20 protein-coding genes are annotated in these 23,849 nt (G+C 72.9%); 6 read left to right on the forward strand and 14 right to left on the reverse strand.

The annotated features are described in order from the left end of the window. Positions 1-135: 135 nt before the first annotated feature. From mtnK to Q0818_RS14045, 4 genes are read right to left on the reverse strand one after another with little or no spacing between them, the layout of a single operon-like run. A complete protein-coding gene (gene mtnK / locus Q0818_RS14030; RefSeq protein ID WP_298876131.1) occupies positions 136-1,338 on the reverse strand; it encodes an S-methyl-5-thioribose kinase in 1,203 nt (400 codons plus the stop codon). After that, the gene (locus tag Q0818_RS14035) at positions 1,335-2,399 is read right to left on the reverse strand and encodes an ABC transporter permease (protein WP_298876134.1); all 1,065 of its coding nucleotides are present in this window, start codon (positions 2,397-2,399) and stop codon (positions 1,335-1,337) included. Before Q0818_RS14035 ends, mtnK begins: the two co-directional genes overlap by 4 nt. Next, positions 2,396-3,958 (reverse strand): sugar ABC transporter ATP-binding protein, encoded by a 1,563-nt coding sequence (locus Q0818_RS14040; RefSeq protein WP_298876137.1) that lies wholly within the window; start codon positions 3,956-3,958, stop codon positions 2,396-2,398. The genes Q0818_RS14035 and Q0818_RS14040 overlap by 4 nt, the downstream gene beginning before the upstream one ends. Then, complete coding sequence (locus Q0818_RS14045) at positions 3,955-5,049, reverse strand: substrate-binding domain-containing protein (protein ID WP_298876140.1); 1,095 nt, start codon at positions 5,047-5,049, stop codon at positions 3,955-3,957. The genes Q0818_RS14040 and Q0818_RS14045 overlap by 4 nt, the downstream gene beginning before the upstream one ends. 215 nt (positions 5,050-5,264) lie before the next feature. On the opposite strand from Q0818_RS14045, the gene Q0818_RS14050 reads away from it, so the two are divergent. Continuing rightward, on the forward strand, positions 5,265-5,846 hold the full coding sequence (locus Q0818_RS14050) for a cupin (protein ID WP_298876142.1): 582 nt from the start codon (positions 5,265-5,267) through the stop codon (positions 5,844-5,846). Between the two features lie 238 nt (positions 5,847-6,084). Here Q0818_RS14050 and Q0818_RS14055 read toward each other — a convergent pair whose 3' ends face one another. Together Q0818_RS14055 and Q0818_RS14060 are read right to left on the reverse strand one after the other, a co-directional pair. Next, complete coding sequence (locus Q0818_RS14055) at positions 6,085-7,608, reverse strand: alpha-N-arabinofuranosidase (protein WP_298876145.1); 1,524 nt, start codon at positions 7,606-7,608, stop codon at positions 6,085-6,087. A gap of 196 nt (positions 7,609-7,804) precedes the next feature. Next, positions 7,805-11,515, reverse strand: a complete 3,711-nt coding sequence (locus Q0818_RS14060; RefSeq protein ID WP_298876148.1) for an aldehyde dehydrogenase family protein — start codon at positions 11,513-11,515, stop codon at positions 7,805-7,807. Positions 11,516-11,703: 188 nt separating this feature from the next. On the opposite strand from Q0818_RS14060, the gene Q0818_RS14065 reads away from it, so the two are divergent. Both Q0818_RS14065 and Q0818_RS14070 read left to right on the forward strand, forming a co-directional pair. Further along, on the forward strand, positions 11,704-12,828 hold the full coding sequence (locus tag Q0818_RS14065; RefSeq protein ID WP_298876150.1) for a trypsin-like serine protease: 1,125 nt from the start codon (positions 11,704-11,706) through the stop codon (positions 12,826-12,828). A gap of 171 nt (positions 12,829-12,999) precedes the next feature. Beyond that, entirely contained in the window at positions 13,000-13,977 is a 978-nt protein-coding gene (locus Q0818_RS14070) for an acetylxylan esterase (RefSeq protein ID WP_298876153.1), read from the forward strand. A gap of 130 nt (positions 13,978-14,107) precedes the next feature. Here Q0818_RS14070 and Q0818_RS14075 read toward each other — a convergent pair whose 3' ends face one another. Together Q0818_RS14075 and Q0818_RS14080 are read right to left on the reverse strand one after the other, a co-directional pair. Continuing rightward, on the reverse strand, positions 14,108-14,668 hold the full coding sequence (locus tag Q0818_RS14075) for an acyl-CoA thioesterase (RefSeq protein ID WP_298876156.1): 561 nt from the start codon (positions 14,666-14,668) through the stop codon (positions 14,108-14,110). Between the two features lie 68 nt (positions 14,669-14,736). Beyond that, the gene (locus Q0818_RS14080; protein WP_298876159.1) at positions 14,737-15,657 is read right to left on the reverse strand and encodes a DUF817 domain-containing protein; all 921 of its coding nucleotides are present in this window, start codon (positions 15,655-15,657) and stop codon (positions 14,737-14,739) included. Between the two features lie 65 nt (positions 15,658-15,722). Between Q0818_RS14080 and Q0818_RS14085 the strand changes: the two genes are divergently transcribed. Both Q0818_RS14085 and cofE read left to right on the forward strand, forming a co-directional pair. After that, complete coding sequence (locus tag Q0818_RS14085; RefSeq protein ID WP_298876161.1) at positions 15,723-16,229, forward strand: GNAT family N-acetyltransferase; 507 nt, start codon at positions 15,723-15,725, stop codon at positions 16,227-16,229. A 2-nt stretch (positions 16,230-16,231) separates the two neighbouring features. Further along, on the forward strand, positions 16,232-16,990 hold the full coding sequence (cofE, locus tag Q0818_RS14090; RefSeq protein ID WP_298876164.1) for a coenzyme F420-0:L-glutamate ligase: 759 nt from the start codon (positions 16,232-16,234) through the stop codon (positions 16,988-16,990). Between the two features lie 417 nt (positions 16,991-17,407). Here cofE and Q0818_RS14095 read toward each other — a convergent pair whose 3' ends face one another. The 3 genes from Q0818_RS14095 to Q0818_RS14105 are packed head-to-tail and all read right to left on the reverse strand — an operon-like array spanning position 17,408 to position 19,283. Then, positions 17,408-18,004 (reverse strand): energy-coupling factor transporter transmembrane component T, encoded by a 597-nt coding sequence (locus tag Q0818_RS14095; RefSeq protein ID WP_298876167.1) that lies wholly within the window; start codon positions 18,002-18,004, stop codon positions 17,408-17,410. After that, positions 17,998-18,684: an ABC transporter ATP-binding protein gene (locus Q0818_RS14100; RefSeq protein ID WP_298876169.1), complete on the reverse strand. Its 687-nt coding sequence runs from the start codon at positions 18,682-18,684 to the stop codon at positions 17,998-18,000. The genes Q0818_RS14095 and Q0818_RS14100 overlap by 7 nt, the downstream gene beginning before the upstream one ends. Further along, positions 18,681-19,283, reverse strand: coding sequence for a biotin transporter BioY (locus Q0818_RS14105; protein WP_298876172.1), 603 nt, complete (start codon positions 19,281-19,283; stop codon positions 18,681-18,683). Before Q0818_RS14105 ends, Q0818_RS14100 begins: the two co-directional genes overlap by 4 nt. Positions 19,284-19,338: 55 nt before the next feature. On the opposite strand from Q0818_RS14105, the gene Q0818_RS14110 reads away from it, so the two are divergent. Next, complete coding sequence (locus Q0818_RS14110; RefSeq protein ID WP_298876175.1) at positions 19,339-19,914, forward strand: TetR/AcrR family transcriptional regulator C-terminal domain-containing protein; 576 nt, start codon at positions 19,339-19,341, stop codon at positions 19,912-19,914. 185 nt (positions 19,915-20,099) lie between these two features. On the opposite strand, the gene Q0818_RS14115 is transcribed toward Q0818_RS14110, so the two are convergent. The 3 genes from Q0818_RS14115 to Q0818_RS14125 form a co-directional block, all read right to left on the reverse strand. Continuing rightward, on the reverse strand, positions 20,100-21,182 hold the full coding sequence (locus Q0818_RS14115; protein WP_298876177.1) for a cytochrome b/b6 domain-containing protein: 1,083 nt from the start codon (positions 21,180-21,182) through the stop codon (positions 20,100-20,102). Between the two features lie 795 nt (positions 21,183-21,977). Next, positions 21,978-22,943: an electron transfer flavoprotein subunit alpha/FixB family protein gene (locus Q0818_RS14120; protein ID WP_298876180.1), complete on the reverse strand. Its 966-nt coding sequence runs from the start codon at positions 22,941-22,943 to the stop codon at positions 21,978-21,980. Further along, positions 22,943-23,719, reverse strand: coding sequence for an electron transfer flavoprotein subunit beta/FixA family protein (locus Q0818_RS14125; RefSeq protein ID WP_298876183.1), 777 nt, complete (start codon positions 23,717-23,719; stop codon positions 22,943-22,945). The genes Q0818_RS14120 and Q0818_RS14125 overlap by 1 nt, the downstream gene beginning before the upstream one ends. Positions 23,720-23,849 lie beyond the last annotated feature (130 nt).

Genomic DNA, 23,849 nt, shown 5'->3' on the forward strand with positions numbered 1-23,849 from the left:
GCAGCGTTTATCGCGAGGAACCGCCGGATGCCGCGACCGCCGTCGCGCGAGCAGCGCGGCAGGGCACCGGCACGCCGCGCCCCGTCGCGCGAGCAGCGCGGCAGTGCACCCGCACACCGCGCCTCGCCCGATGCGTCAGCCCCGCACCTCCACCGTCCGCGCGGTGAGCACGCGCGGGTCGGCGTCGTCGAGACGCGCGGTGCCCAGGGTGCACGCGACGCGCAGGACGAGCCGCGCGGCCGCGGCCTGCTCCGGCTCGGGCAACGTCAGGATGTCGGCGACCTTGGAGTACCCGACGATGCGGCGCACCGCCTTGGCCGCGGCGTAGACCGCGGCATCCGAACGCACCTGCGCGAGCGTGTGCTCGAGCACCTCGTCGCCGTACACGCGCGGGTCGACGCGGTCGGGCCAGCGGCGACGGAACTCGAGCTCGAACGCGTCGACGAGCTCGACCGGGAGCCGCAGGAGCGTCTCAGCATCGGCGGAACGCCCGAGCACCTGCGCCCGTGCCGCGGCGATGACGAGGTTCGCCCACACGGCGCCGAGATCGAAGCCGGTGGGGCCGTAGGTGCCGAACTCCGAGTCGAACGCCCGCACCGACTCGCCCTCGGCGCGCACGAACACCGACCCGGTGTGCAGGTCGCCGTGCATGAGGCTCTGCGTGCTCTCCTGGAACCGCTGCTTGGCCAGGCCCATCTCGCGAACGAAGACCCGGTCGGCGCGGAGATCGCGCACGTCGTCGGCGTTGGCGTCGAGCCAGCCGTTGTGCTCGTGGTCGACGTACGGCTCGGTGAAGACGAGGTCTTCGGTGATCTCGCTCAACTCGGGGTTGGTGGCCTCGGCTATGCGGCGACGGCGCTCGGGCCCCGGGATGCCGAAGACGCTCGTGGCGAAGCCCACCGCGCCGACGTACTCCCCGAGCTGCGCCGCCGCGTACGGGTGCAGCCGCCCGGCGATCAGCTCGCCGCGCCACACGGCGTGATCGCTGAGGTCTTCGATCGACAGGGCGAGGTTCTCGGCGTCGAAGCCGTGGAACGCCGGAACGTGCGCGGGATCGATCCGCTCGTGCACACCGAGCACGACCGCCTCGCGCGCCGCCCGCTCGCGGGTGAGCGGCCACGAGGGATCGACGCGCACGTGCGGCAGCGACTGCTTCACGACCACGCCGTTGCCGGCGGCATCCTTCACGATGAAGACGAGGTTGAGGTTGCCGTCGCCGACCTCGTCGACCGACACGATGGATGCCGGATCCACCGGGCCCGCCAGCCGCGGGCGCGCAGCGAGGTACGCGGGAACCGTCTCGACGGTCAGCTGATCGGTGAGGAGGGTGTCGGTCATGATGCGGTCGTGCTCCCGGCGACGATGGTGGTCTTGCGGCGGCGGAAGGTGAAGCTGAACAGCAGCGCCACCAGCAGGACGACGCCCTTTCCGAAGTCCTGGATGTAGTACGGCAGGCCCATCATCGAGAAGCCCGTGACCATGACGGCGATGAGCACGGCTCCGAGCGCCGTTCCCCACGCGTTCGGACGCCCGATGCCCAGGACCGACACCCCGACGAGCGAGACGGCCACGGCATCCAGCAGCAGGCTGTTGCCGGCCGAGACGTCGCCCTGACCGATACGGGCGGCCAGGACGAGACCGGCGATGGATGCCAGGATGCCGCAGCCGATGTACGCGGCGGCGCGGTAGGCGCGCACGCGGATGCCGGCGAGACGCGCAGCCTCCGGGTTGGAGCCCACGGCGGCGAGAGCGCGACCCCAGCGCGTGCGATCGAGGACGAACCACAGCAGCACGGTGAGTCCGAGGAACAGCAGGACGGGCACCGACACCGGGCCGATCGACCCGCGGTCGAACCACAGGAAGTCGGGGGTGAAGCGCCCGGGGGCGGTGGTGCCGTCGTCGAGGGTCATCTGCGACGAGATCGACTTGCCGTCGACGATGATGAGCTTCAGCCCCACGACGGTGAACATCGTGGCCAGCGTCGCCAGCAGGTCGGGGATGCGCGCGAACACGATCAGGGCCGCGTTGACCGCGCCGATCAGGGCGCCCGAGATCAGCACGACACCGACGGCGATCCCGCCGACCTGGTTGCCGATCACCATCGTCCACGCCGCGATCGACACGGCGAAGCCGGCGTTGGCGCCGACCGACAGGTCGAGACCGCCGACCGTCATGGCCAGCGTCACGCCCAGACCGGCGATGCCGATCGGGGCGATGTACTTCAGCATCCCGAACACGTTGTCGGCCGTCGCGAACGCGGGCTCGGTGAGCGCGAAGAAGACGATGAGGAGCACCGTCACCGCGACGAAGCCCCACTTCGCGACGGCGTCGACGGCGCGCGAGCCGAGGCCCGCGCGCGGCTGCGCGAGGGCCGAGCTGCGGGAGGAGACGGTGGTCATGCGGTTTCCTTCCGGTGGCCGGAGTCGTCGAGGAGAGCGGCGACGATGCGCGCGCGATCGAGCGCGCCGGCGGGGGTGTCCAAGGCGATGCGGCCCGAGACGAGGACGACGATGCGGTCGGCGACCTCGAGCACCTCGTCGACGTCGCTCGAGAGCACCACGACGGCGGCACCCGCGGCCGCGCGCGCACGGACGGCGTCGCCGATGCGGCGCCGAGCCCCGATGTCGACGCCGCGGAACGGTTCGTCGAGCACCGCGAGGCGGGGGTCGGTGCGCAACCATCGCCCGACGACGACCTTCTGCTGGTTGCCGCCGGAGAGGTCGTCGACGCGGGCGTCGGACGACGGGGCGACGACGCCGTACGCGTCGATCACCTCGTCGGCGGCGGCGTGCTCGCGCCGGGTCGCCATGACGCCGGCGCGGGAGAGGGCGCGCAGGACGGGGAGCCCCACGGTGCGCGCGATCGACCACCCGGGCTGGATGCCCTGGCGTTGACGGTCCTCGGGGACGAGCACGACCCCGGCGGCGATCGCAGCGGCGGGAGAGGTGGGGTGATAGGGCTCGCCGTCGAGCGAGAGGCGGGCGTCGCCCGTCGCGCGCACCCCGGCGACGATCTCGGCGAGCTCGGTCTTGCCCGCCCCGAGCAGACCCAGGATGCCGGTCACCTGGCCGCCCGAGACGCGCAGGGTAAGAGCCTCTGCGCCGGGCAGCAGCACGGCGTCGTCGATGGCGAGGACCTCGCGCCCGGCCGGGAGCGGGTCGGTGATGTGCTGCTGGAGTTCGGTGGGCACGCCCAGCATGGCCTCGAGCGCCGCGTGCCAGTCGAACGGCCGCCGGGCATCGAGCTCGAGGCGGCCGTCGCGCAGGACCACGATGCGGTCGGCGAGACGTTCGATCTCGCCGAAGCGGTGACTGACGAACAGGATCGACAGCCCCTCGTCACGCAGGACGCGCAGCACGGCGAAGAGGCGGTCCGCCTCGGCGGCGGTGAGCGCCGACGTCGGCTCGTCGAGGATCAGCAGGCGCGGAGTCGAGCGCAGGGCGCGCGCGAGCACGAGCAGCTGCGCGTCGGACGTGCCCAGGCGGTCGGCGTCCGCGCGCAGCACCTCGTCGCTCCACTCCAGGCCGAGGCGACCCAGGGCCGCGCGCGCGATGCGTTCCGCCTCCGCCCGCCGGACGAGCCGGTGCCCGCCGGTCGCGAGATCGGTGAGCGCGAGGTTGTCGGCGACGCTGAGCCCGGGCACGATCCCGTCGGCGATGCGCTGGTGCACCGTCTCGATGCCGGCCCGTCGGGCGCGGGCGGGAGTGGTGAGGCGCCGCACGGAACCTGCCACGGCGATGTCGCCCGTGTAGGCGGCGTTGGCTCCCGAGACGGCGCCGATCAACGTCGACTTGCCCGCGCCGTTGGTGCCCAGCAGCGCCGTGATGCTGCCCGGTTCGAGCGAGAGCGACACGTCGCGCAGCACCTGGTTGCTGCCGAAGCGGACGCCGACGCCGCTCAGGCGGACGACGGAGGTGTCGTCGGCCGGAGCGGCGTCGGCGTGCAGAGGTGAGGTCATCCCGAGATCGCGGGGAGCCAGTCGGCCACCACCGTGTCGCTCAGCAGCAGCGAGGGCTCGGCCTCGCGGAGCTGGGCGACATTGGTGATGCCCTTCTCGAGCAGGAAGTCGCGCGTGATCGTGATCGCGGGGAACTGCACGCTCGTCTCGTCGAGCTGCCCGGCGAGCGAGAGGGCGAGGGCGCGCACGACGCCGGCCCCGACCGCGGAGGGGTCGGTCGCGCTCGTGGCCACCCAGGGACTGCCGTCGGCGGTCATGACCTCGATGTCGGCGTTGGAGATGTCGATGCCGTAGACCTTGACCTTGTCCTGCAGGTTGTTCTGCTGCACGGCCTGCACGACGCCCTTGGTGATCTCGTCGTAGGGGGCGAAGATCGCCTGGATCCCGGGGTTCGCCTTGAGGGCTGCATCGATGAGCGGGATGTTGTCGGTCGCGGTCGACTCGGTGACCTTGCCGGTGAAGAACAGCTGGTCGAGACCGTGCTCGGCGACGACCTCGTCCCACACCTTCTTGCGGCGCTCGAGGGGCGCGAAGCCGTCGGTGCTGGCCAGGCCCACCTTGGCACCGTCGCCCACGTCGGCGACGAGCTGGTCGAGCACGCCCTGCGCCATCGACGCGTCGGACTGCGAGGTGACGATGACCCCGGTGGAGTCCTTCAGGGCGAGGTCGTACACGATGACCGGGATGCCGGCATCCACCGCGTCGTGCACGTGCGACTCGATCGTGTCGGTCTGACCGTGGTCGACGATGATCGCGTCGGGCTTGGCCGCGATCGCCTGCTCGAGGTCGGACGCCTGCTTCGCGTTGTCGTTGCGGGCGTCGTAGACGGTGAGGTCGATGTTGATCGCGGCGGCCTGGGCCTTCGCGCCCGCGGTCCACGCGGTGAAGAAGTCGCCGGCGCCGGACTGCTGCACGAGGGCGACCTTGACGGGTTCGCCGTCGAACGGCGAGGGAAGGTTCTCGACCTTCTGCACGGGGGCCGCCGAGGCCGCCGGAGCGGCGGTGTTCTGCTGCGCGCAGCCGGTGAGGGCGAGGGCGGCGATGCCGGCGGTCGCGACGAGCGCCGCCCAGCGGTGGGATCGAACGGACACGGGGTCCCCTTCGTCGAGGAGTGGGGTGCGAGGAACCGCCCGGATGCTGTGCCGGTCGGCCGTCGAGAAGTCAAGCAGCACCCGAGACGGTCCGGTTATTCGAGGTTGCACTTTGTTACACCGCAACCCCTGATCCTGCCCGGCAAGTGGGCACTCGGGCCGGATCGACGACAGAATCGGATCATTCCGCTCATATCGCGCCGAGAGGAGGAGCCGTGACGCTCCTGACCGTCTGGAAAGAGACCGACCCGAGCACGCCCGTGCTCGAGACCACCGACGAAGCGGAGATCCGCGAGGCGCTGGCCGAGCTGGGTGCCCGCTTCTCGCGCTGGGAGATCCGCGACGTGCCCTCCGGGGCGTCGCAGGACGAGGTGCTCGCGCTGTACGCCGACGAGATCGACGAGGTCAAGCAGCGCGAGGGGTACACGCTCGTCGACGTCGTCGCCCTCGACCCCGCGCAGGAGAACTACGACGAGGTCAAGACCCCCTCGCGCCAGAAGTTCCTCTCGGAGCACCAGCACGACGACGACGAGGACCGCTACTTCGCCAAGGGCGCCGGGGTCTTCTACCTGCACGCGAACGACAAGGTGCACGCGGTGTACTGCGAGGCGGGAGACCTCATCTCGGTCCCGGCCAACACGACGCACTGGTTCGACATGGGCACCGCTCCCCACTACGTCAGCGTGCGCTTCTTCCACGATGACGACGGCTGGGTCGGCCACTTCACCGGCAGCCCGATCGCCGAGTCGTTCGCGACGTTCGACCAGCTCGCCGAGCGTCGCGCGCAGCTGGCCTGACGCCCAGCCCCGGGCCCAGCCGAATCTCGCAGAAACGCGCGTGCCTCGCAGGACTCTCGATGGGTTCCGCGAGGAACGTGCGTTTCTGCGCTCTGCCGCCGGCCTGTGACCCCGGCAGGCGGTCGGAGCATCAGAGCGGCGCGCAGCCGGCCTGGCACCGCGTCAGCTGATTCGGGGCGCGATTCTCTGTTCGGGGCGTGATTCTTCTACCCCGAAGGCGGAATCGCGCCCCGAACCGTCACCCCGACCGCGTCACGCGCGCGAGCGAGACCGCCGCCCACGCGATGGGCGGCAGCGTGACGTACAGGATGCCGTCGACGACACGGGTCTCGAGTGCCCCCGGCTGCACGCGATCGGGGTTTTCGAGCGTGTTGCGGGCGTAGGGGTCGTCGTCGTGGAGCAGGTGCGCCTCGGCGACCTCGACGTCCCCGAGACCCGCGACGTCGATCCGCAGCTCGATCGCTTCCGCACGGCCGCGGTGCACGAGGAAGATCGCCGTCGCCCCGGTCTCGGGATCGTGGGTGGCGACGGCGTCCACCGCCGGGACCGCGCCGAACTTCTCCGTCTCGATCACCGGCGACTCGACCTGCAGACGCACGGCGTCGCCCTGCGCGAGGCGCGAGGTGATCGCGAAGGGGAAGAACGTCGTCTGGCGCCACGACGGTCCACCGGGCTCGGTCATGATCGGCGCGATGACGTTGACGAGCTGGGCGAGCGAGGCGGATGCCACGCGGTCGGCGTGCTTGAGGAGCGAGATCATGAGGCTGCCGAAGACCACGGCATCCAGAGCCGAGTAGACGTCCTCGAGCAGGCGCGGGGCGACGGGCCAGTCGTCGATCGCCGCCGGCTTCACGGAGTCGACGCGGTCCATGTACCAGACGTTCCACTCGTCGAACGAGATGTCGATCCTCTTGTCGCTGCCGCGCACCGCACCGACGTGGTCGGCGGTCGCGATGACGGCCTCGATGAAGCGGTCGGTGTCGACGGAGGAGGCGAGGAACGAGTCGATGTCGCCGTCGTGCTCCTGGTAGTACGCGTGACACGAGATCATGTCGACGTCGTCGTAGGTGTGCTCCAGAACGACGCGCTCCCACTCGCCGAACGTCGGCATCTGCGCTCCCGACGACCCGCACACGACGAGCTCGATCGACGGGTCGAGCTGACGCATCCCCTTCGCGGTCTGCGAGGCGATCTTGCCGTAGTCGTCGGCCGAGCGGTGGCCGAGCTGCCAGGGCCCGTCCATCTCGTTGCCGAGGCACCACACCTGCACGCCGAACGGGTCCGTGCGGCCGTTGTCGATGCGCTGCTGCGACAGGGTCGTGCCCCCGGGCACGTTGCTGTACTCGAGCAGGTCGAGGGCCTCGAGCACGCCCCGGGTGCCGAGGTTGACGGCGAGCATGAGGTCGCTGCCGGCCTTGTCGAGCCAGTCGGCGAACTCGTGGAGGCCGATCTCGTTCGTCTCGGTCGAGTGCCACGCGAGGTCGAGGCGGCGCGGGCGCTGCGCGCGTGGGCCGACGCTGTCCTCCCACCGGAAGCCCGAGACGAAATTGCCGCCGGGGTATCTGATCATCGAGACGCCCAGCTCGCGCACGAGGTCGAGCACGTCACGGCGGAAGCCCTGCTCATCCGCCTCCGGGTGGCCGGGTTCGTAGATGCCGTCGTAGACGTGACGGCCAAGGTGTTCGACGAACCCGCCGAACAGACGGCGACGGACGGCCCCGATCGGGAATCGGGGGTCGAGAGTGAGTCGGGCAGCGGTCATCGGTGCTCCTCGCGTTCGGCCTCCGACGTTACCGCCCGGAGGCGTTGCCGCTAAACGTTTTCGAAACCCGGTGGCCCGCGCTCCGCGGCGCTCCACCGAGATCGCACGGTCCGCGCGAGCGCATGCGTCCCCACCGCACCACAGCCGGTGCCGTCGTCACGATCAGGCGACCTCGCCCGGCGAGGGACCGCGGGCCTCAGATCACCTCGGCGCTCCAGCCGTCGACCCGACCGAAGCGGAACGCGCCGATCGACACCGCCTGCTCGCGCAGGAACGGCAGCAGCTCGAGCCGCCCCGCGGTGGTGACCTCGTCGGTGTAGAGGGTCAGCGACACGTCGGCGCCGACCGTCTGGGCGACCGCCGTGCGCACCGCTGCGACCGTGGCCGCAGGGCCGACCAGGCGCACGCGCCCCGGCCGGGGAGCGACGACCGGGGCGTCGGCGCCGAGGGTCTCGGCATCCGGGATGCCACCCGCCAGGCGCTGCAGCCACTCCTCGTCGCTCTCGACCGAGACCGCGATCTCGCTCTCGCCGAGCAGGTGGCGCACCGCGGCGGGAAGGCCCACCGGGGTGCTGAGCGAGAAGGTCGATCCCGAGCGCACCGCGGCGACGAGCACCCGCAGCACCGCCTGCCAGGGGGCGTCGGCCGTCGCGCGCACGGCCACGTCGGCCGGGCGGTAGCGGCGGAGGTTCCGCTCGACGCCGAGGCGCGAGACGTCGCGCACGCGGCCGTACTCCCGGTCCCACGCCACGGCGTCCGACAGCGCTCCGCGGCGGAGCCAGTCGAACGCCTCGTACGACAGGGTCGGCTGCGCGGCCTCGATGAGCGCCGTGATGCGGCTGTCGAGCCCCCTGAGGTGCAGCGTCGACGACGACGCCCCACCCGTCGAAGGACGCCACGAACCGAGCGTCACGAGCCGGTTGGGTCCGCCCGACATCGCTCCGTCGCCGACCGTCGCCTCGCCCCACCCGCCGATCGGCTCGCGCTGCACCACGGCCCCCGTCGAGGGTCGGTTCACCCGCAGCACCGCGGCCTCGACGGTGTCGAGCCACAGGTCGAGGTCGGCCGTGTCGCGCGTGTGCAACCCGGCGACGAAGCCCGAGCCGATCGCGTTCTGCAGCTCGATCGCCCGCGTCACGGTGGGGGCGTGCAGGATGCCGAGCACCGGCGCCGCCACCGCGGCCCGGGTCAGGTGCGACCCGGCGGTGACGCCCGTGCGCACGCCGGGCGACCAGAAGCGACCGGCCGTCTCGGGGCCGAGGTCGAGCTCGCGCGGCTCGATGAGCCACCGCTCGCCGTCGCCGAGCACGGTCAGGGCGCGCCGGACCTCGCCCGTCGGCTCCTCGACCAGCGGCCCGACGTCGGACAGCGGGTCGTCGGCCGGGCCCACGCGCAGCGAGGTCACGGCATCCTTCAGCTGCTCGGTGAACCGCGCGGAGCGCGCGACCGCACCGACGAGGATGACGAGCGACACCGCGGTGGCCGCCTGGCCGGCGCGCGCGAACGCCCCGGCCACGATGTCGGCCACGGCCTCGTCGAGGTCGGCGGACGGGGCCACGATCACGGCGTTGCGTCCGGCGGTCAGCGCCTGCAGGCGCAGCGCGGGGCGCCACCCGGCGAAACGCTCGGCGGTGGTCCGGGCCCCCGCGAGCAGGACGCGGTCGACGCCCGGGTGGGCGATGAGCGCCCGGCCGGAGGCGTCTTCGTTCAGGTCGACGTACGCGAGCACATCGCGCGGCACGCCCGCCGCCCACAGCGCTTCGGCGACGACCGCTCCGGCACGGCGTGCCCGCGGCGAGGGCGTGAGCAGAACGCCCGATCCCGCGACGAGAGCGGCGAGCGTCTCGGCCGCGCACAGTCCCACCGACGCGTTCCATCGGGGCGCGACGACCGTGAGGCGATCGGGGACGAACACGGCCCCCGGTACCCGGTCGAGCTCCTTGGCGGTGGCGGCGTAGTACGCGGCGGCGTCGACCGCCTGGCTCACCTCCGCGTCGGCCTCGGACAGCAGCGCGCCCCCCTCGGATGCGAGCACCTCGATCAGGTCGGCGCGACGGTCCGCGAGAGTCCGCGACGCCGCAAGCAGCACGCCCGCGCGATCGGCGGCGGCCAACGCGCCCCACGCCTCGGCTCCCGTGCGCACGCGCGCCACGACCTCGTCGAGGCCGGCCTCGTCGTCGATGCGCCCCGCGGCGGCCGTCGCGTCGCCCACGATCGAGCCGCCCACGCGGTCGAGCACGGCGAGGCCCCAGGCGCGGTCGGCGGCGACGGTCGGATCGGTGTCGGCGGTGTTCCGGAAGCCCGCGGCTCCCCCGGCGAGCTCCGCACTCTCGCGCGCCGAGAACACCGCGGTGTCGACGAACGCCTGCCCGCCGAAGAGCATCTGCTGCACGTCGGGACCCAGGGCGGAGGTGTCCTCGGATGCCGCGGCCTCGCGCGCGATGCCCAGCACGGCCTGGGTGAGCCCCGGGTCGTCGGCGTCGGCGTCGGCGGGGTCGCGCAGGATCGCGGGCTCCTGCGCGAGGTCGCGCTGCGGCGTGCGCATCGCGGGCGGGGGCGCGTCGGCGGCGGAGAGCGCCCGCCGCGCGCGAGCGGCGACGGCGGCGGTCTCGAGCGCCGCGGTGTCGGGATCGCCCGCGCGGTCCGGGGCGGCGTCGGAGGGCGTGTCGCCCGCGAGCACCGGCGCCGCCGGGGGGAGGGCGGGCGCCGTGGCGACGGTCGCGGCGAACAGCGCGGCCGGGGCCGCGGCGACCGCGTCGAGGTCGTCGGGATGCACGACAGCCACCGTGCGCACCGGAGCGATGTCGGGGACCCACGCGGTGCCACGCGGCAGGACGAGTGCGACGTCGTCGCCGAGCGCGAGGGCGAGGGCCGCGCGCTCCGGGTCGGCCGTGGCGACCTCGACGCGCACACCGTCGAGGGCGCGCGGGCTCAGCGCCTCGCGCAGTGCGCGAACGAGCGCGGCATCGACGTCGTCGCGCGTCGTGACGGCGGGCGCGGGCCAGCCGTGGCGGGCGGAGGTCACGGCATCCGTGGTCGGGATCGGCGCGTCGTCCAGGCGCAGGGTGAGACGCTCGCCGCCGTCCTGCACGCGCTGCCGCGCCCACGCCGCGAGCTCGCGGACGGCGTCGACGGTCTCGGCGACGCCCACGGGAAGGGCGATGCCCGCGCGCGCACCGGCCAGACGCGGTTCCTCGAGCACGCGCGTGAGCACCGCGACGCTCGCGTCGAGCTCGGCGCGGTCGCGCACGACGAGGGTGAGATGCGTCCCGGCCGCGAGCGCGTCGAGGAACAGCGGCAGAACCCGCTCGGCCGCATGCTCGACCTCGGCGTCGAAGGCCCAGGCCGAGCGACCCGCCACCGCGTCGGCGAGTGGGAACGAGACACGGTCGACGTCGTCGCGCGCGACGAGGGCCCGGATGCCGTCGAGCCGGCGCCGCGCGGACGTGTCGCCGAGCACGGCGGGTCCGACCAGGCGCAGGTCGAGGCTCTCGCCGTCCGCCGCGAGTGACGCGAGACCGGCGGCGAGGCGCTCGGGACGCGCGTCGACGACGAGCGCGGCCGTCAGCTCGCGCAGGGTGCGCTTGGCGAGGGGGACGGCGGGCGTCGGCATCACGGGCGCGACCGCGCCGCCCAGCTGGAGGGCACCGCGCACGAACCACGGGAGCGACGAGGGCGCGACCTCGGCCAGGCGGTGCAGGGCCGCGGCCGAGGCCGTGAGGCTCTCGGGCCGGAGCACGCCGTCGACGGCGGCGGCGGTGAAATCCGCGGCTGCGGCGTCGGCGGCGACATCGCCGCGGGCCGGTGAGGCGCGGCGCGTCGAGAAGGCGGTGATGCGCGTCGCGGCACGCTCGGCGACGTCGGAGGAGAGCGCAGGACCGGTGGCGCGAGGGTCGTTGGTGCTCATGAGCGTCAGCCTAGGCATCGCGCGCGTTGCATCCCGGCGGCCCGCCGCGCAAGAGGCGGATCGAGCGGATCGGCGTTGTTGCACCGAGGACAGCAACGCGAGGAAAATCCTTCGCATTTCGTCCTCGCCGTGTTTTCATGGCCGTGGGTACCCACCATTTATCCCCCCTGGATGGAAGGTCACTCCACGTGAACCGCATATCGAAAACGGTCGTCGGCGCTGCCGCCCTCGGCCTCTTCCTGACCACCGTCGCCACCGCTCCCGCGCTGGCGCAGACCCCCGTCCCCCCGACGGATGCCGCCGTCGACGGCGTCGACGCGCAGCTCCTGCAGGCGATGGCCGCCGATCTCGGCACCGACGTCGAGGGCGCGGCCGATGTCCTGCGTTTCCAGGCCGACGCGGCCGAGACCACGGATGACGTCGCGTCGGCGACGGGTGACGCGTACGCCGGCGCCTGGCTCGACGAGACCACCCGCACGGTCTACGCGGCGGTGACGACGGATGCCGCGTCGACCGCCGCGGTCGATGCCGGCGCCGTGCCGGTCGAGGTCGCGCACTCCCTCGACGACCTCGAAGCGATCACCGCGCGACTGGAGACCGCACCGGTTCCCGACGTCATCCCCTCGTGGTGGATCGATGTCGAGGCCAACGATGTCGTGCTCGACGTCGTGGCGGGAGGCGAGCAGGCCGCCGCCGACTTCGCCGCCGGCCTGGGCGCTCCGGCCGACGCCGTGCGCCTCGAGACGGGGGCCGCCGCACCGCAGACCTTCGCCACCATCCGCGGCGGCATGGCCTACAACATCAACAACCAGAGCCGCTGCTCGGTCGGTTTCGCCGTGCAGGGCGGTTTCGTCACCGCCGGTCACTGTGGTGAGACCGGCGACAGCACGACCTACGGCACGTTCCAGGGCTCGTCGTTCCCGGGTAACGACTACGCCTGGGTCGCGACCCCGTCGCACACGCCCGTGGGGCAGGTCATGGACTACGCCGGCGGCGCGGTCGCGGTCAAGGGATCGACCCAGGCCGCCGTGGGCGCCACGGTCTGCCGATCGGGGTCGACGACCGGATGGCACTGCGGCCAGATCCAGGGCTTCACCTCCACCGTGCGGTACGCCGAGGGGTCGGTCTCAGGGCTGATCCGCACGACCGTGTGCGCGGAGCCCGGCGATTCGGGCGGGTCGCTGCTCGCCGGCAACCAGGCCCAGGGCGTGACCTCGGGCGGCTCCGGCGACTGCACGTCGGGCGGCACGACGTACTTCCAGCCGGTGAACGAGATCCTGCAGACCTACGGCCTGCGCCTGCTCACCAGCTGATCCCTCCGGGTACCCCGGTGCCCCGGCCGTCGTGTGCGGCCGGGGCACTGCCGTGCGCGCGGGGTCACGCTGCCGTCACCCGATCCGCTCCGCGCGGGGCGTCGCAGACGCGAGGGCACCGCCGCGCTGTTCGCTACTGTCGGTGCAGCCCCCACATCGACGGAGATCCGCATGGCCCAGACTTTCACCGACCTTCCCCTCGAGCTCCTGCGGGAGTACCGTCCGGCGCTCACCGCGCCCGACGATCTGGACGCGTTCTGGGACGAGACGCTCGCCGAGGCGCGGGCGGCGGCCCGCCCGCTCCGGCTCGCGGATGTCGCCTCGCCGGTGCGGGCCCTGCGCGTGCAGGACCTGACGTTCACGGGCTTCGGCGGCGACGAGATCCGCGGCTGGGTCGTGCGCCCGCACGGCGACGACGACCTGCCGGCGGTCGTCGAGTTCATCGGTTACGGCGGCGGCCGGGGACTGCCCGGCGAGAAGACCGCCTGGGCGACGGCGGGCTACGTCCACGTCATCATGGACACCCGCGGGCAGGGATCGACGTGGAGCGTCGGCGACACCCCCGATCCGCACGGATCGGCCGCCGCCTTCCCGGGTGTGATGACCCGGGGCATCCTCGACCCCCGCGACTACTACTACCGCCGCCTCTACACCGACGCGGTGCGGCTGGTCGACGAGGTCTCGCGGCTGGACGGCGTCGACGCGTCGCGCATCGCCGTCACCGGCGGCAGCCAGGGCGGCGGACTCGCGATCGCCGCCGCGGCCCTGGCAGGGGATGCGGTGGCCGCGCTCCTGCCCGACGTGCCGTTCCTCGCCGATTTCCCGAACGCGATCGTGCGCACCCCCCTCGCCCCGTTCACCGAGATCACGCGATTCCTCTCCACCCACAGGGATGCCGAAGACGCGGTGCTGCGCACCCTCTCCTACGTCGACGGAGCCGTTCTCGCCCGCCGCATCACCGCCCCCGCACTCTTCTCGGTCGGGCTCATGGACGATGTCGTACTGCCCTCGGGCGTCTTCGCGTCGTTCCACGCGCTGGCCTCCGCCGACGCCGAGATCGAGGTGTACCGCTACAACGGCCACGAGGGCGGCGGCTATCGCCACTTCATGAAGCAGGTGGCCTGGCTCGACGCCCGCTTCGGTCGCTGAGCCGGCGCCCACCCGCTCCTCGGCGCTGCGCGCGGGATCGGGTGAGGGGGCGCGGGCCGCGGCGCACGGCATCCACTCCCCGTTCCTTTCGGCGGATGCCGCGGGGCCGGGGTTCCGTCGCGCCCCGCGCTCAGCTCCAGACGCTGGGCGCCGGGCGCTTCGTCGAGGGCAGCGCGGAACCCGCGGCCCAGTCGTGCACCCACGACTCGATGTCGGGCAGCCCCTCGGGGCGACCGACCGCGGCGAAGAGCTCGTCGTGCGGAACGGTTCCGCCGGTGCGGCGCAGGATGCGGGCCCGGATCATGGCGCGGGCGTAGATCTCGCCCTTCACCAGCGCGCGGTGCTCGAGGTAGACAGCCCGGTCGTCGTGTCCGATCAGGCGCGTCTCGAGCTCGAACCGCTGCCCCAGCTCGAGCGAGCGGCGGAAGGTGATGGTCTCGGCCGCGACCACGGCGTACCACCCCTGGCGCGTCATCGCCGCGAGCAGACCGGTGCGCGTCAGCAGGTCCCACCGGCCCAGATCGAACAGCGAGAGGTAGCGGCCGTTGTTCAGGTGCCGCAGCAGGTCGATGTCGGTCGGCAGCACGCGGATGCCCAGGCGCGCGACCGTGTTGGGGTCGATGGGTCCCTCGCGGCGGAGGCGACGGCGGGCACGGAAGAGCACGAGAAGCGTGCGCCAGAGGACGTTCACGAGGGGCGAGCGTAGCGAGTCCACGACGGATCGGCGATCTCGTTGTCGGTTCTCCACAGAACGCCGTCTCACCCCGTCGCCGCGGGCTCCTCGGCATCCGGTCCCCGCGGCGGATACACCCACGTCACCAGCACGACCGACACGATCATGAGCAGGAACCACGACGACAGCTTCGACGCATCGACCGGATGCCACCCGCCCACCTGCGAGGGGTACAGCCACGCCCCCGCGTAGGTGGCGATGTTCTCGGCGAGCCAGATGAACAGCGCCACTCCCGAGAAGGCCAGCAGCAGCGGCATCCGGAACGTGCCGCGGAAGAAGCGGAAGTGCATCGTCGTGCGGGCCCACAGCACGACGACGGCGAGGAGGAGGATCCAGCGCAGATCGACGATCCAGTGATGCGAGAAGAAGTTGACGTAGATCAGCGCGGCGACCACCGCGGTGAGCCACCGGCGGGGGTAGCGCGAGAAGCGGAGGTCGAACAGCCGGTACACGCGCACCATGTAGCTGCCGACCGCGGCGTACATGAAGCCGCTGTACAGCGGCACACCGCCGAGGCGCAGGATGCCGTCGGCGGCGTACATCCACGACCCGACGTCGGTCTTGAACAGCTCCATCACGGTGCCGACGATGTGGAAGAGCACGACGACGCGCAGCTCCCGCAGGGTCTCGAGGCGCCCCGCCACCATGGCGACCTGGATCAGCACGGCGGCGATCGTCAGGGCGTCGTTGCGCGCGAGCGCGGCGTCGTCGGGATACCAGAGCTTCGCCGCGAGCACCACGACCAGGAACGCGGCGCCGAACACGCACGCCCACGCCTGCTTGAGCACGAACACACCGAACTCGACCGCGCGCGCCCGCGCACCCCTCGTGGGCGCTCCCGCGAGCAGGCGGTGGGCGACCGCGTCGATACGCGCCTCGACGGAGGTGAGCGGCTGACGTTGCGGCACGGCGGCATCGTGCCACACGCCTCCGAACGAACCCTCCATTAGCGCATCCGGCCGCCCCTCACCGTCGATTTCACCTGCGCCCGGGCCGCGCGTAGAGTCACGCCATGACTGCGGAAACCCGAACCGACATCGTCGTCCGTCCGGTGCGCGATGTGGATGCCGAGGCCCTGGGCCGCGTGCACGCCACCTGCTGGCACGAGACCTACGACCACCTCATCAGCAAGGCGGCCCTCGAGGCCGTCTCGCCGCGTCGCATGGCGGAGCTCTGGACCCACTGGGCCGCCCAGGGCGACGGATACCGCATGCACGCCGCCCTCGTGAACGGCGAGATCGTCGGCTTCGTAGGCTCGGGCCCCGCGCGCGACGACGACGCCCCGCGCGAGCGCGAGCTGTACTTCATCTACCTGCTCGACGCCCACCACGGCACGGGCATCGGCCAGCAGCTCTTCGACGCCGCCGTCGAAGAGGGCGAGGGCCTGTACCTCTGGGTCGCCGACGACAACCCGCGCGCGCACCGCTTCTACGCGCGCAACGGCTTCGCGCTCGACGGCGCGTCGCACACCGAGCCCTTCCTCGGCGAGGAGCTCACCGAGGTGCGCTTCGTCCGCTGACCGTGCTGCAGATCTGGGCCCTCGACGGCATCCGTGAGATCACCCCGGGAGACGACCTCGTCGGGGTGATCCTGGATGCCCTCGCCCAGCCCCTCGCCGACGGCGACATCGTCGTCGTCACGAGCAAGATCGTGTCGAAGGCGGAGGGGCGCATCATCGAGGCCGCCGATCGCGAGGACGCGATCACGCGCGAAACCGTGCGGCTCGTGGCCTCCCGCACCTCCCCCACCGGGCACGTGACGCGCATCGTGGAGAACCCGCTCGGCATCGTCTCCGCCGCCGCCGGCGTGGACGCGAGCAACACCCCCGAGGGCACCGTGCTGCTGCTCCCCGTCGACCCCGACGCCTCGGCGCGCGCCCTCGCGACCGGCCTGCGCACGGCGACCGGAGCGCACGTGGGCGTGATCATCACCGACACGCTCGGCCGGGCCTGGCGCGAAGGCCAGACCGATCACGCGATCGGGGCCGGCGGCATCCACGTGTTCGAGGACCTCCGCGGAACGGTGGATGCCGAGGGCCGCCCCCTCGTGGTGACCCTGCCGTGCGTGGCCGACGAGATCGCCGCCGCCACCGATCTGGTGAAGGGCAAGGCCTCGCGCCGTCCCGTCGCGATCGTGCGCGGACGCGCCGACCTCGTGGGCGACCTCGACCTGCCCGGCGCGCGCTCGATCGTGCGCGATCCCGCCCGCGACATGTTCCGCCAGGGCGCCGATGAGGCGTACGCCGAGGGCTTCGCCGCTGGGCGGGCGGCCGGCGCGTAGCACGTCCCGTCGTTCATCCCTCGTCCCACTTGTGGCGGTGCTTGTCCCACTTGTGGCGGTGCTTGTCCCACTTATGGCCACTTGCAAGGCCCACGACCGGTCATAAGTGGGACAAGGTCACCGCTACCCCGCCCCGAGACCCCGGCGATACCTGAACCCGCACCCCGCCGCCAGCGGCCGCCGCCCTTCGTCACCCCCTCCCCTCCGGTCGTGCATGTGTCCCACTTATTGCGGTGCCCGTCCCACTTATGGCCACTTGCAAGGCCCACGACCGGCCATAAGTGGGACAAGGTCACCCCTGCCGAGGTTGTGCGGCCGAGACGACACAAGAGTCGTGTGGCCGAGGCGGCGAAGAGGGCGAGCGACCCGCTCGACGAGGCGCAGCCGAACACCCACGCGAGCGCAACGGACCCGCGTTCAGCGAACGCCGCGGGCGGCGAGGGCCTCGCCGAGCTGGTCGGCGTGCCGCAGCGAGAGCACGACGAAGGGAAGGATGCCCGCTCGCAGCGACGGCCGCACCCCGCGGGCGCGCTGCGCCTCGCGCACCTCGGCGGCCAGCCGCGCGAGGACGGGGACGGTCGTGATGGTCACGGCGAGCAGGAGCGCCGCGCGCTCGGCATCCATCCCGATCCTCCGCAGCGGGCGGAGACCGCGCTCGAGCGCGTCGAGCATGTCGTCGACGCGGGTGGTCAGCGGCAGCAGGGCCGCGATGAGCAGCGCGGCCGCGACGCGGGCGGTGTTGGCCAGCGCGGGCTCGGGGCCGAGGAAGACGAGCTGGCCGATCGCGGTGATCGCGAGGATCCAGCGCAGACCCCCGACCTGCCGGCCCAGTTCGCGCATCCCCAGGCCCGACGCGGCGTAGGCGACGACGACCGCTGCGGCGCAGACGGCGGCCGCCCACGCGGCGCTCGGCAGCGATGCCAGGCCGAGCGCGACGACCGCGAGCAGGAGCATCGTGGGGCCCGCCGGCATCCGGTGCAGGAAGCCGTCGCCGGGTCGGTAGAGGCTCAGCACGCGAGCGTCCGTTCGTAGGCGTCGACGACTCCGGATGCTGTACCCGCGGCGACCACGGAACCCTCGGCGAACAGCACGGCGGCGTCGCAGCGTCGCGCGAGGTCGAGGTCGTGGGTCACGAGGACGAGGGCGTGACCGGTGTCGGCCAGGAGGTGATCGGCCACGAGCCGCGCATTGCGGGCGTCGAGGTAGGCCGTGGGTTCGTCGGCGACGACGAGGTCGGGAGCGCGCACGAAGGCCCCGCACAGCGCCAGCAGCTGCTTCTGCCCTCCGGACAGATCGTGCGCCGGTCGATCGGCGAGATCGGCGAGACCGAAACGCGAGAGGGCCCGGGCCACCCGCTCCGCGCGCTCGGCCTTCGGCAGACGCTCGGAGCGTAGCGAGAAACCGACGTCGTCCGCGACCACCGGCATGACGATCTGCGCATCGGGATTGCTGAGCACCAGGGCGACGCGGCGGCGAAGCTCGACGGCATCCCGGTCGGGGTCGAGGCCCCGCACGCTCAGGTCTCCCGCCGAACGTGTCACGAGGCCCGCGACGAGCCGCGCGAAGGTCGACTTGCCCGAACCGTTGTCACCGATGACGGCGATCGTTCGGGCGGCGAGGTCGAGGGTGACCTCGCGCAGCACGTCGCGACCGCCGAGGCGGGCCGACAGCCCGTCGCAGCGGATCGTGCTCACGCGGTGGTTCCGGCCTCGACCCGCGCGGGGGCCTGCGCGTTCCACTCGCGGCGGAATCCGCGGGGATAGGCCCGCACGAGGGCGGTCACCACCACCGTCGCCACCGCCGCCTTGAGCAGGTCGCCGGGCACGAAGACGAAGCTGGAGAGGATGGTCTCACCAAGCGGGAGGCGGGTGACCAGGCTCTGCACCGGGATGCCGAGGGCGTAGATCGCCACGACGCCTCCAAGGAGCATCGCGAGGACGGTGCGCCAGACGACCGGGCGCCGACCGCCCGCGTGGACGATGAGGCCGATGACGATCGCGCCGAGGATCCATCCGAGCGCGTATCCGGCGGTCGGGCCGAGGAAGACGCCGAACCCGCCCCGTCCCCCGGCGAGCAGGGGGAGACCCACCGCGACCAGGGCGAGCAGCACCGTCACCGACAGCGCGCCGAGCCAGGGGCCGAGGACGGCGCCGGCGAGCATGACGCCGAGCGTCTGGGCGGTGATGGGCACACCGCCGAAGACCGGGAAGCTCCCGGGCAGGCCGAGGACCGCGATGAGAGCGGCGAAGACGGCGACGCGGGCGAGGTCGGTGGCGTCGAGGCGACGGGTCATGGGGAGGCCTTCCTGAACGGTGTTCACTTGAACGGCGTTCACTATACTCATCCCCATGGCACCGCGAGGACATTCCGCCGACGACGTCGCGCGCGCGGCCCTGCGCATCCTCGACGATCACGGCCTCCCCGACCTCACGATGCGCCGCCTCGCGACGGCGCTCGAGGTGCAGCCGAGCGCCCTCTACTGGCATTTCCCGAACAAGCAGTCGCTTCTCGCGGAGCTGTCGGATCGGATCGTGAGCCGCATGGCAACCGGCGCCGCCGTCGACCTGTCCCGCGAGGCGAATGCCCTGCGCGACGCACTGCTCGCCTATCGCGACGGCGCCGAGGTGGTCTCGAGCACGCTCGCGATGGGCCTGGGCTCGTCGGTCGCGCTCGAACGCCTGTCTGCCGCCGTCACCGCCCCCGGCTCCGACGCCGCCACCGCCCGCCGGGTCGCCACGACCGTGCTGCACTATGTGCTCGGTTTCGTCTGGCACGAGCAGCAGCGCCTGCAGTACGACAGTGCGGGGGCGCGGCCGGAGTCCGCCGGGGGCGCGGGCGCCGACCTCGCCGCTGCCGACGCGACGAGCGGCGACTTCGCCTTCGGCCTCGACCTCATCGTCGCCGGTCTCCGCGCGCGCACCTGAGGCCCGCTCGACCGCGGGTCGTCTGCGAGGCCGCGGGTCGTCGCCGACCCCGCAGGCCGCCGCCGAGGGCAGCGGCCGTCGCCGGATCGCGGGCTCCCGCCGAGGCCGCATGCGGTCGGCCGCGGTCGCGTGCCTCCTCGGCGACCGGGGGCGGTCTCCGCGCTCCCGCCGGACCCGCGCGCGGTTCAGCGCTGCTTGACCTCGCCGAACAGGCGGGCGATCGGCACGAGCACCGCGGGCCGCGCGGCGATCCACGCCGCGGCCATCACCACGAGGGATGCCGCGAAGATCAACAGACCGGTCGGATCGCTCGTGTACGCCTCGGGGTCGACCGACCCGCGGGCGGCGTACATGTGGTTCAGGTTGCGAAGGGCACCGGTGGCGAGCACGAGGGCCACGTGCACGACGATGAACGCCACGAAGAAGAGCATCGTCGGGAAGTGGACCTTGCGCGCCCACTCCGCCGGATACAGCCGGTTGAGCTTCTCGGCATCCTTCGGCCAGATCCCCGACAGGCGCACACCGCTGACGATCGCGAGAGGAGCGGCGACGAAGGTGATGGCGAAGTACGACAGCTGCTGCAGGCTGTTGTAGTTCACCCACCCGTTTTCGGTGGGCCAGTCGAGGGAGGCGTACTGGAGCGCCGCCGAGAGGGCGTTCGGGAAGACCTCCCACGACGTCGGCACGATCCGCATCCACTGTCCGGTGACGAACAGCAGCACGACGAACACGGCGCCGTTCGCGATCCACAGGATGTCGAGCGCCTGGTGGAACCACAGGGTGAGACTGATGCGCCTCCTCTTGTCGGTGCGCGGAGACCAGAAGGCGGAGGGCCTCTTCTCGCGGCGCACCTGCCAGCCGGTGCGGATGATCAGCAGCAGGAAGAAGCTGTTGAGGAAGTGCGACCAGTTGAGCCACGCGGGCAATCCGACGGGCGCGGACGCGGGAAGGGGGTATTCGCCGGGGAAGGCGGCGAGGAAGTCGCGCCCGGGTCCGATCGCGAGCACGAAACGCGCGAGCAGCACGGCGATGCCGACCAGGGCGAGCGCGAAGACGCCGAGAACGGCCGTCGATCCGAGCAGCTGGACGGGCGAGTAGTCGCGCAGAGCGGCGGGAGCGGTTTTCGCCGCGGCCGGTCGGGGTTTCGCGGCGGAGCCGGCGCCGGGCGTCGCGCCGGCCCGCGCGCGTCGCGCTGCGGCCCCGGGCCAGACGGTCCGGCGAACCGTGAGGGGAGGGCGCGGGGCGGCGTCCGCGAGGGCTGCGGGCACCTCCGGGGCTTTCGGCACTCCGGGCGCAGCGGGCCCGCCGGTCGCTCCCGGTGCAGCTGACGCTGCGGTCACTCCCGCCGCAACGGGCGGTCCGGCCACTCCCCGCGAGGGGCGCGACGACGTAAGCGGGCGCGGGGGCATCCCGCCGCCAGCGTCCTGTTCCGACCCCCGGTCGGAAACGGGCACCGACGTCGGAGGCGTGGGCGCCCCCGCCCCGACTCCGTCACGCCGCTGCGATTCCGCTGCCGCCCGCGAACCCGCACCGGATGCCGGGGGCCAGGGCTCCCCGCCCGGCTCGCGCGGGAGCCCTCGACGCACATCGCCGGCCACGGCATCCGTCTCCGCAGGCGCGGCGGCCGGGCGCGAGGCGGTGCCGCTGCCCGCGGGCTCGTCGGAGGCGGGGTCGCGGACCGGAACCGCACGCGACGGCACCTCCGATCCGATCGCATCGCCCCGATCCGATGCGGGGACGGGCGTCGCACCCGCGTCGGACGGAGCGAGGGATGCCGGAGGCCAGGGCTCCCCGCCCGGCTCGCGCGGAAGCCCTCGGCGCACGGTGGCCCCGGACCCCGGCTCGGGGCGGGAGCCCTCGGCATCCGTCGGCGACAGCTCGGGGTTCGTCGCGTTGTTCGTTTCCCGCGGGGCGGAATCCGCGAGGTGCGCGCCGCTCTGCGAACTCCCCCCGGCGTCCGGAGGGGACGCGTCGCCGGACGCGTCGGAACCCGCGGGCGGCCAGGGCTCCCCACCGGGGACGCGCGGCAGCCCGCGACGCGGAGTGCGGGGTGTGGACGCCATCTACTTCTTGTGGGCCTCTAGCGCGCTGATGAGTTGCGGGACGACGGTGAACAGATCTCCGACGATACCGAAGTCGGCGATGTCGAAGATGGGTGCGTCGGGGTTCTTGTCGACCGCTACGATCACGCCCGCCGTCTGCATGCCCGCCCGGTGCTGGATCGCCCCCGAGATCCCGAGCGCCACGTACAGCCGCGGCGACACCGAGACCCCGGTCTGTCCCACCTGCGTGCTCGCCGGGGCGTACCCCGCGTCGACGGCCGCGCGCGAGGCGCCGACGGCCGCGCCGAGCACGTCGGCGAGCTGCTCGACGAGGGCGAAGTCCTCCTTCGATCCCACTCCCCGACCGCCGGCGACGACCGCGGCCGCTCCGCGCAGCTCGGGCCGCGTCGAGGGGGCCCTGGTCTCGGAGAAGTCCTCGACCCGCGCGGACGGGATCGCGGATGCCGTCACCTGCAGGCCGTGCACCTCGAGCGGTCGCGCGTCGAGGCGCGCGTCGACCGCCCCGGGGCGCAGGGTCGCGACGAGGGGGCCGAACGTGGGTGCTCCCTCGACCGTGAAAGCTCCGCCGAACGCGGCGTGATGGGCCACGACGCCGAGCTCGTCGCGCCCGACGCCGACGATGTCGGTCGCGAGGGGGAGGCGCAACCGCACTGCGAGGCGCGCCGCGGCATCCCGCGACTCGATCGCGTTCGAGACCAGCACGAGATCGGGACTCTCGGCCGCCACCGCCGCGGCGAGCGCATCGACGACGGGGCCCGTCAGCAGGTCGGGGTCGACCGCGGCGGTCAGCACGCGCACCGCTCCGAGCTCCGCGGCCTCCGCGGCGGCGTCGTCGAGCAGCGCAGCCGGAGCGGCGAGCACCGCCACCGGCTCCCCCACCGCGGCCCCCGCCGTCAGCAGCCCGGCGGCCGAGGCGGCGAGCGCTCCGGACGGCAGCACCTCGAGCAGGACCAGGGCGACGCTCATCACGCCACCCCCTCGGCGAGGAGGAAGGCCGCAAGCTTCTCGCCGGCGTCGCCCTCGTCGACGATCTTCGTCCCGGCCGCGCGCGGCGGCCTCTCGGCGACCGACAGCATGATGTACCGCGCCTGCGCCGGGTCTTCGGCCACGACGCCGAGGTCGGCGGCATCCACGGTGTCGAAGGGCTTTTTCTTCGCGGCCATGATGCCTTTGAAGGTCGTGAAGCGCCCCTCGGGAAGCGCCTCGGTGACCGAGACCACCGCGGGCAGGGATGCCGACACCCGCATCGTCCCGGCATCGCTCACGCGCTCGCCCGACACCGTGTCGTCGGCGATGTCGAGGCTCGACAGCGCCGTGAGCTGCGGCACGCCGAGGAGCTCGGCCACCATCGCGGGAACGACTCCCCCACCGCCGTCGGTGGAGAGGTTGCCCGCGATCACGAGGTCGAAGCCCGTGCGGCGGATCGCCGCGGCGAGCACATCGGCGGTCAGCAGCAGGTCGGCGCCCCGCAGGGCGTCGTCGACGACGTGCACGGCCGAGGTCGCGCCCATCGCGAGGGCCTTGCGCACCGTCGCCGTGGCCGATGCCGGAGCCATGGTGAGGACCACGACCTCGGTGCCGGGGTGCGCGTCGGCGTGCGCGAGCGCCGCCTCGACCGCGCGCTCGTCGATCTCGTCGAGCACCGGGGCCGACGCGGCACGGTCGGTGAGCCCCGTCTCGAGGTCGAGACGACGCTCGCCCCACGTGTCGGGGACTTCTTTGATGAGCACCACGATCTTCATCGACGCGGCTCCTTCGTTCGGGGGTCGGATGCCGCGACCTCGCGGCGGGGGAACGCGGGCCTCGACGAGGTCGTCCGATGGCGCGCCGAGACAGAGGTCTCCGAGTTCGGCGAAGGGACCGGAACCCGCG

The sequence above is a fragment of the uncultured Microbacterium sp. genome (genome assembly GCF_947489255.1).
Classification (GTDB): Bacteria; Actinomycetota; Actinomycetes; order Actinomycetales; family Microbacteriaceae; genus Microbacterium; species Microbacterium phycohabitans.